We start from the raw sequence: 7,332 nt of genomic DNA, 5'->3' as shown, positions 1-7,332 counted from the left end.
CCGTTTCTCCGCAAGCACAGTTCCTCACCGCGCAAGGGTCCGGGCGACGATTACAGGACGACGTTTCCCGCTCGATCGCACCCCGCCGCACGTTGATGGCCCTGGCGCCAGACGCCCTCCCCCTGCGACGGGACAAGGGGAATGATAAGGGCTCCCGGAGGGGCGCCAGGAATAGAGTTCGGGAAAAGCGGAAGGTGTTGAAGGGGCGAACAATTATTTCGCCAACCCGACTATAGATTCGCGAGCAACGTCATGGCGTGGTCCCTGACCCACTGTCACGGGCCTCGCCGGCGGCGCGCCCCGTGTGCGGTAACGGGCGCCCTTCAGCATCATCTTCAGCGCCTCCCAGTGAATGCCCCAGGTGACCTTCCACGTCAGGAGGGGGTGGGTGACGAAGGCGCGCAGGAGCTGGCCGTCGGTCAGGGGGCGGCGGCGACCGGCGAAGCTGGCGGTCAGGATGGGCGTGTCGCCGCGCCGGACCGCGACGACGACGGATACGGCCTCCTCCGGGGGATGGACGGTGAAGTCGTAGGTCAGGTCGCCGTCCATGAAGGGGGAGACGAAGAGCCGCTTTTCCGCCGTCTGACGGACGGGGCCGGCCTGGCCTGCGGGAACCGCGATCAGATAGCTGTGCCGTTCGCGGAAGGTGTTGGTGACTTCGTAGAGCAGGGCGGCGAGGGCGCCGTCGGGCGTGTGGCAGAAGAAGACGCTGATCGGGTTGAAACCGTAGCCGAGGATGCGCGGCATGGTCAGCAGACGGATCGGCCCGCCGGCGATGTCGACGCCGGCCCTGACGAGATGACTCTCGACCTGCGCGCGCAGGGGGCGTCCCGAACGGTCGCCGTGGTCGGAGGCCCGCAGGGTGATCGGGCCGAGCCGGCGGCGGAGCAGGCGCAGGCGGTCCTGCAGCCGGTCCAGTTCGTCGAGGTCGGCCAAGACCATCCAGACGCGGTAGCGCAGGCGGTGGTGGAAACCATGCACCCGCCGATGCACGACTTCGCCGACATAGAGGGCGGACGCGGGCGTTGCGTTTTCCATCACTCCGTCACCCTCGGGCTTGTCCCGAGGGCCCATGGCGGCTCGGGTCTCGAACGGCGGACAGGTCGTGCGTCGCTGGAAGCCTATCCGTCACGCGGCAAGATGGGCCCTCGGGACAAGCCCGAGGGTGACGGATGATTATTCGTCCGTAGGCCCATGCCTCCAGACCGGCGGTCGATCCCAGTCGAGGGAGAGATCGGTCCAATGGGGGTTGTCGCGTTCGATCAGATTGATCTTCCAATCGCGGAGATAGCGCTTGATCGCCTTCTCCCGTTTTATGGCGACCGTCATGAACTCGAAAGTTTCGAACCAGACCAACCGCTTGAGGCCGTGTTCGCGGGTAAAGCCGGGAAACGTGCCGGCTCGATGCTGGTGTACCCGCTGGTATAGATCGCTTGTCACACCGACGTACAACGTGCCGTAAGGGCCGTTGGTCATGATGTAGACGGCGATCAGCGGGCGTTCTCTTCCCATCCGCCAGAGCATGTGGCGCGACAGGCCCCCGGGACAAGCCCGAGGGTGACGGAAGAACGTACATCAAGCCGCCTCTATGAACCGGTGAGGTATCCCGACCGGCGCCCGCAAATGGATGCGGCCGCTTTCGTTCGCGACCGACCAGGGTCGGCGCACGCCGCCCAGTTGTTCGGCGACGGCGAGGCCGGCCTGCAGCCCGTCCTCGTGGAAGCCGGACCCGAACCAGGCGCCGGCGAACCAGATGTTGCGGCGGCCCTGCAGCGACCAGAGTTCGGACTGGGCCGCGACGGCGGCGGCGTCGAACACCGGATGCTCATAGTCCCATTCTCCGATCACCAGCGCCGGATCGGGGGTCTTCGCCGGGTTGAGGCTGACGAACAGCGGCGGGCCGGGCAGGCTCTGAAGCTCGTTCATCCAGTAGGTGACGCCGCCCTCGCCGGCGCGGTCGGAATAGCCGAGGTGGGTCCAGGCGGCCCAGGCCTTGCGCCGTTTCGGCATCAGCGACGTGTCGCGGTGCAGGATGACCTTGTTGGGCCTGTATTCGATGGCTCCCAGCAGCCGGCGATCCTCGGCGGAGGGTGCTTCCAGCAGGGCCAGGGCCTGATCGGAATGGGTGGCCAGCACGACGGCGTCGAACCGTTCCAGTCGGCCGTCGTCGAAGCGCAGGGCGGCGCCGTCGAGCCCGCGCAGCACGGCCGCGATCCCGGCCCGGGTGACGACCCGGCCTTTGAACGCGGCCGCCAGCCGGGTCACGTAGGCGCGGCTGCCGCCCTCGACGGTGCGCCAGGTCGGTCGCAGGTCCACCTTGAGCAGGTTGTGGTTCATGTAGAAGCGCACGAAGGAGGCGGCCGGATAGCTGGCCATCTGCCCCATGGTGCAGGACCAGATGGCGGCGGCCTGGGGCAGCAGATGGGCCTCGCGGAACAGCGGACCGTAACCGCCCCGCTTCAGATAGCTGTCGAGGGTCTCGCCCGAGCGCTCGAGGTCCGGGAGGTCGCGCGGGGCCTGATTCTGGAAACGCAGAAGGTCGCCGATCATGCGCCAGAATTTGGGGCTGGCGTAGTTCCGCTTCTGGGCGAACAGGGCGCCGAGGCCCTGACTGCAATATTCGAAGGCGCCGTCGTCGATAGAGACGGCGAAGGACATCATGGCCGGTTTGGTCGGGACCTGCAGATGCTCGAACAGGGCCGTCAGATTGGGGTAGTTCGACTGATTGTAGACGATGAAGCCCGTATCGACGGCGACCGGTCCGCTGGGAGCGGGGGCGTCCACCGTATGGGAATGGCCGCCGATACGGTCGGCGGCCTCGAACAGGGTCACCTCGTGCGACTGCGACAGCAGCCAGGCGCAGGACAGGCCCGAAATGCCGGACCCGACCACGGCGATGCGTTTGCCGGCGGGCGACGGCGGGTTGGCGACGAGTTGGGGATGCATGCGGGCTCCGGGGATGCTCGCCGGAAGCTACGGGGCAGAGGCTCTGACGGATGCCGTACATCCGGGACGGGACCCGCCCCGTAGCTGGGACGTTGCAGCCCGTCGGACGACCGACCCGAGGAATTGAACGATGATCAAATATGTCGCCGCCTACCTGGGCGCGGGCCTGACCTTCGCCGCCTTCGACGCGGTCTGGCTGACGACCATGACGAGCCGCCTGTACAAACCGGCGCTGGGGCCGATCCTGGCGGAAAAGCCGGACATGAAGGCCGCTGTGGCCTTCTATCTGGTCTCCATCGCGGGGACCGTCTTCCTCGCCGTCGAGCCGGCGCTGCGCGAGGGGGCGTGGCAGAGGGCGGCGCTGAACGGGGCGGTGCTGGGGTTCGTGGCCTATGCGACCTATGACCTGACCAACCAGGCGACGCTGAATGTCTGGTCGACGCGGGTGACGATCATCGACATCGCCTGGGGAACGGTGCTGACGACGGTGTCGGCGCTGGGAGGATATCTGGCCGCGAAATGGGCCGAGGGCCGCTTCGGTTAACCTTTTTCTTCCCGTGACACGGGCGCGAGGTGGCGGTTCGGCCTCGATAAGGTAAAAGACCCGGCAGAACAGGGTTCAGTCGGGGGACGGGTTTGCGGGCTGGCATAAATGCTCTGACGGCGACGTTCGTGGTCGGCGTCCTGGCCGGGCTGGTGCTGACGCCCGACGGCCGGGCGTGGCTGCGCCATCCGACCATCATGCTGGGCGACAAGGCCGCGGCCTCGGCGCCGCCCGCGCCGGCGGCTCCGGTCGTTCCGGTCGCCGCCGCACCGGTCCTGCCCGCCGTGACGCCGCTGGACGCTCGGCTGGCCCGGGGGCCGCTGCGCATCGGGGTGTTCGGGGATTCCATGGCCGACGGGCTGTACGCGGGCCTCTATCGCGACCTGCAGCACACGCCGGATGTGACGGTCAGCAAATTCTCGCAGGTTTCGACGGGGCTGAGCCGCTACGACTACGTCGACATCCAGGCGAAGACGCGCGGCCAGCTGGACGAGCAGCCGATCGACGTGGCGGTCATGCTGTTCGGCACCAATGACGCCCAGGGCATAGAGATGGACGGCCAGATCCATCCGTTCGGCTCGGACGGCTGGAAGGCGGCCTATGCCAAACGGGTCGACGATCTGGTCGCCCTGCTGCGCAGCCGCGACGTGGCCGTCTACTGGGTCGGCCTGCCGCGCATGAAGCGGGATACGTTCGACGCGAAGATGACCCTGATCAACGGGGTGGTCGAGGCGCGGATGACGGCGCTGGGCGTCCCGTACATCGAGACCACGGCCCTGACCTCTAACGGCGAGGGCGGATACGAGGCCTATCTTCCGGCCGACAGCGGCCGCCGCACCCTGATGCGGGCCAACGACGGGATCCACATGTCGATGGCCGGCTATCTGCGGATGAGCGCCCCGGTGGCGGCGCGGCTGAAGCGCGACGCCGGGCTGGACCGGCTCGCGGCGGAGTCGGCGGCGCCGGCGCCGCAGCCCGCCCGCTGAACATGAAGCGCCGGGGGGCGATCATCGCGGCCGGGCTGTGGGCGGTTTCGGCCGGCGTCGAAGCCCAGGAGGCGCCTTATCTCTCGCTTCAGCGGCTGGCGCCCGGCGTGTCCGTGTGCGGGGGCGGACTGTGCCAGGCTGAGGCGCTGGCGGCGTTCTTCGGCGCCCTGTCCGACACCGAGGCGGGGCGGCGCGTTCGACCCGTGCGCGTCGTGCAGTTCGGGGACAGCCATACAGCCGGCGGACGGGTCACCGGACGGGTTCGCGCAGGCCTCCAGGGAAGGTTCGGATATGCCGGCGAGCAGGAGGGGCCGGGCGTCGCGCTGACCGAGGTCGGCGTCGTCGGCGCCACGCTGGAGGCCTTTGCGAACTGGCCGGGCGCGCCGGGGATGGCGGACGCTGATCTCGTCATACTGGCGTTCGGCGTCAACGACGGGTTCGAGGACGGACTGGACGCCGCCGCCTACGAAACCCTGCTACGGGCGCAGGTCGAGCGGCTGCGCGGGCCGGGCCGGTCGCTGCTGATCCTCGGCGCGCCCGACGCCCAGCGCAGCGGGATGGCGGGGGGCTGCAGCGCGGACGGGTTGCGCGCGCCGCCGCCGTCGCTGGCCGTGGTGCGGGACGTGCAACGGCGGGTGGCCGCCGACATGGGTGTGGCGTTCTGGGACTGGCACGGGCGGATGGGCGGCGACTGTTCGGCGGATCGGCTGGCGTTGCGGGACGACCCCGTCATGCGGGGCGACCGGGTGCATTTCACCTCGGCCGGCGCTGACTGGATCGGCGGCGTGCTGTGCGACGATCTGCTCGCGGCCTATGCGGTCTGGAAGGCCGGGCGGGAAGCGGCGCGCTAGATGCTGTTCCCGACCCTGGCCTTCGGCGTCTTCTTCCTGTTCGTCTATTTCACCGCCTGGTCGCTGGATCGCGAGAACGGGCGGCGCAAGCTGTTCCTGCTGCTGGCCAGCTGGTTCTTCTACGCCCAGTGGGACTGGCGGTTCGTCGGCCTGCTGATCGCGTCGGCCGTGCTGAACTGGGGCGTCGGGGCGCTGATCGCGCGGCAGCCGGGGGCGAGGAAGGCGTGGCTGGTCGGCCTGGGGGTCGCGGTCAATCTGCTGATCCTGGGCTTCTTCAAATACTACGGCTTCTTCGTCGAACAGGCGGGCGACCTGCTGACCCGGTTCGGCTGGGAGCGGGACCTGCCGCTGCTGCAGATCGTGCTGCCGGTGGGGATATCGTTCTTCACCTTCCAGGGCATTTCGTACGTCGTGGACGTGCATCGCGGGAAGACGCCGGCGGCGAAGTCGCTGCTGGACGTCATGCTGCTGATGAGTTTCTTCCCGCATCTGGTGGCCGGGCCGATCGTGCGGGCGTCGGACCTGCTGCCGCAGTTCGACCGGACGCCGCGGCTGACGCGGGAGATGGCCACGCACGGCCTGCTGCTGATCGTCTGGGGCCTGTTCAAGAAGACGGTGATCGCGTCCGAGATTTCAGTGAATCTGGTCGATCCGGTGTTCTTCGATCCGTCGGCCTATGGCGCGGTGGACATCGCGGCGGCGGTCTATGGATACGCGGTCCAGATCTATTGCGACTTCTCGGCCTATTCGGACATGGCGATCGGGATCGCGGCCCTGCTGGGCTATTCCTTCCCGCGCAATTTCGACCAGCCGTATCGCGCCAGTTCGATGCAGAGCTTCTGGCGGCGGTGGCACATCAGCCTGTCCAGCTGGCTGCGGGACTATCTGTATGTGCCGCTGGGGGGCGGGCGGAAGGGGCTGATCCCGAGCTGCATCAATGTGTTCATCACCATGGTGCTGGGCGGGCTGTGGCACGGGGCGGCCTGGACCTTCCTGGCCTGGGGCGCCCTGCATGGCGGGGTGCAGGTGATCGAGCGTCTGGGACGCGCGGCGTTCGGGGACAAGAAGGTGATCCCGACCGTGGTGGGCGTGCTGGTCACCTTCCACATCGTCTGTCTGGGCTGGATCCTGTTCCGGGCCGAGAATTTCGACATGGCGATGGCCATGCTGCAGGGGCTGGGGCGGATCGGGCCGGTCGTGATGCTGACGCCGCTGCTGCTGACGCTGATCGTCGGCGGGCTGGCCATGCACTGGCTGCCGCCGCGCGCGGTCGAGGGGATGGCCGAGCGGCTGAAGACGGCGCCGTCCATCACCCTGGGTCTGCTGGTCGGGGCGGCCTTCCTGCTGATCGAGGCGGTGCGGCCCGAGGGCGTCGCCCCCTTCATCTATTTCCAGTTCTGAGGCGTTGTGATGCAGGGACCTGGATCATGAGATTCGACGACAAGGAAGAGTTCGGCGGCAAGTTCCCGCTTCAACCGTTCCCGAAACGGCAGGGGGATTCGCCCTTCCCCCCGCTGGCCGAAAGCCTGCCCCCGCCCGAGGATCCGCCCAGCGACTGGATCGAAACGGCGGACGCCCACGATCTGCCGACGCGGGAGAATGCGCTGGCGGCGCTGGGGCGGTTCGCCTTTCCGCCCGCGCCGCCGCTGGACGACGAGGGGGTGGCCGCGCGGGACCGGCGCTGGACCAGCCGGGCCGTGCTGATGACGGTCGCCTTCCTGATGGTGTTCAACGCCGTGTCGCCGCTGAACTGGTCGCGGCAGCAGGCGCCGGGCTGGGTGCAGGGGACGGTGGAGCAGCTGTCCGAGGTCTGGGTCGCCCAGCTGGCGGTGTTCGGGGTGGACATGCCACGTGAGGGGCTGCGCGAGATGTGGGCCGATGCGCGGCGGGCGCGGTTCATCGGCCAGGCGCCGGCGCGAGACCCGGGGTCGACACCGGGTTGAGTTTGGTGAACCTTCGCCGTCGGGGAAGACGCGGGGGCATCAGTGAAAATCGATCGACGTCA

At 68.4% G+C, this 7,332-nt stretch carries 8 protein-coding genes; 5 read left to right on the top strand and 3 right to left on the bottom strand.

The genetic code is table 11. The features are described 5' to 3' along the window. Positions 1-213 precede the first annotated feature (213 nt). The 3 genes from V6M42_RS07830 to V6M42_RS07820 all read right to left on the bottom strand — a co-directional run bounded on the left by V6M42_RS07830 (position 214) and on the right by V6M42_RS07820 (position 2,946). On the bottom strand, positions 214-1,038 hold the full coding sequence (locus tag V6M42_RS07830) for a DUF1365 domain-containing protein (protein ID WP_332678091.1): 825 nt from the start codon (positions 1,036-1,038) through the stop codon (positions 214-216). 138 nt (positions 1,039-1,176) lie between these two features. Next, positions 1,177-1,524, bottom strand: coding sequence for a GIY-YIG nuclease family protein (locus V6M42_RS07825; RefSeq protein WP_332678090.1), 348 nt, complete (start codon positions 1,522-1,524; stop codon positions 1,177-1,179). A 51-nt stretch (positions 1,525-1,575) separates the two neighbouring features. Further along, the gene (locus V6M42_RS07820; protein ID WP_332678089.1) at positions 1,576-2,946 is read right to left on the bottom strand and encodes an NAD(P)/FAD-dependent oxidoreductase; all 1,371 of its coding nucleotides are present in this window, start codon (positions 2,944-2,946) and stop codon (positions 1,576-1,578) included. 130 nt (positions 2,947-3,076) lie between these two features. Between V6M42_RS07820 and V6M42_RS07815 the strand changes: the two genes are divergently transcribed. From V6M42_RS07815 to V6M42_RS07795, 5 genes are all read left to right on the top strand, one after another. Next, complete coding sequence (locus tag V6M42_RS07815) at positions 3,077-3,490, top strand: DUF2177 family protein (RefSeq protein ID WP_332678088.1); 414 nt, start codon at positions 3,077-3,079, stop codon at positions 3,488-3,490. A 92-nt stretch (positions 3,491-3,582) separates the two neighbouring features. Beyond that, positions 3,583-4,476, top strand: a complete 894-nt coding sequence (locus V6M42_RS07810) for an SGNH/GDSL hydrolase family protein (RefSeq protein WP_332658856.1) — start codon at positions 3,583-3,585, stop codon at positions 4,474-4,476. Between the two features lie 2 nt (positions 4,477-4,478). Then, positions 4,479-5,327, top strand: coding sequence for a GDSL-type esterase/lipase family protein (locus V6M42_RS07805; protein WP_332658855.1), 849 nt, complete (start codon positions 4,479-4,481; stop codon positions 5,325-5,327). Next, positions 5,328-6,728 carry an MBOAT family O-acyltransferase gene (locus V6M42_RS07800; protein WP_332678087.1) on the top strand — a complete coding sequence of 467 codons (1,401 nt, stop codon included), beginning with the start codon at positions 5,328-5,330 and terminating at the stop codon, positions 6,726-6,728. 26 nt (positions 6,729-6,754) lie between these two features. Further along, a complete protein-coding gene (locus V6M42_RS07795) occupies positions 6,755-7,270 on the top strand; it encodes a hypothetical protein (RefSeq protein ID WP_332678086.1) in 516 nt (171 codons plus the stop codon). Positions 7,271-7,332 lie beyond the last annotated feature (62 nt).

This window comes from Brevundimonas sp., from assembly GCF_036677305.1.
GTDB lineage: Bacteria > Pseudomonadota > Alphaproteobacteria > Caulobacterales > Caulobacteraceae > Brevundimonas.
The sequence above is the reverse complement of the archived record's forward strand: the minus strand, read 5'-3'. Positions and strand labels throughout refer to the sequence as shown.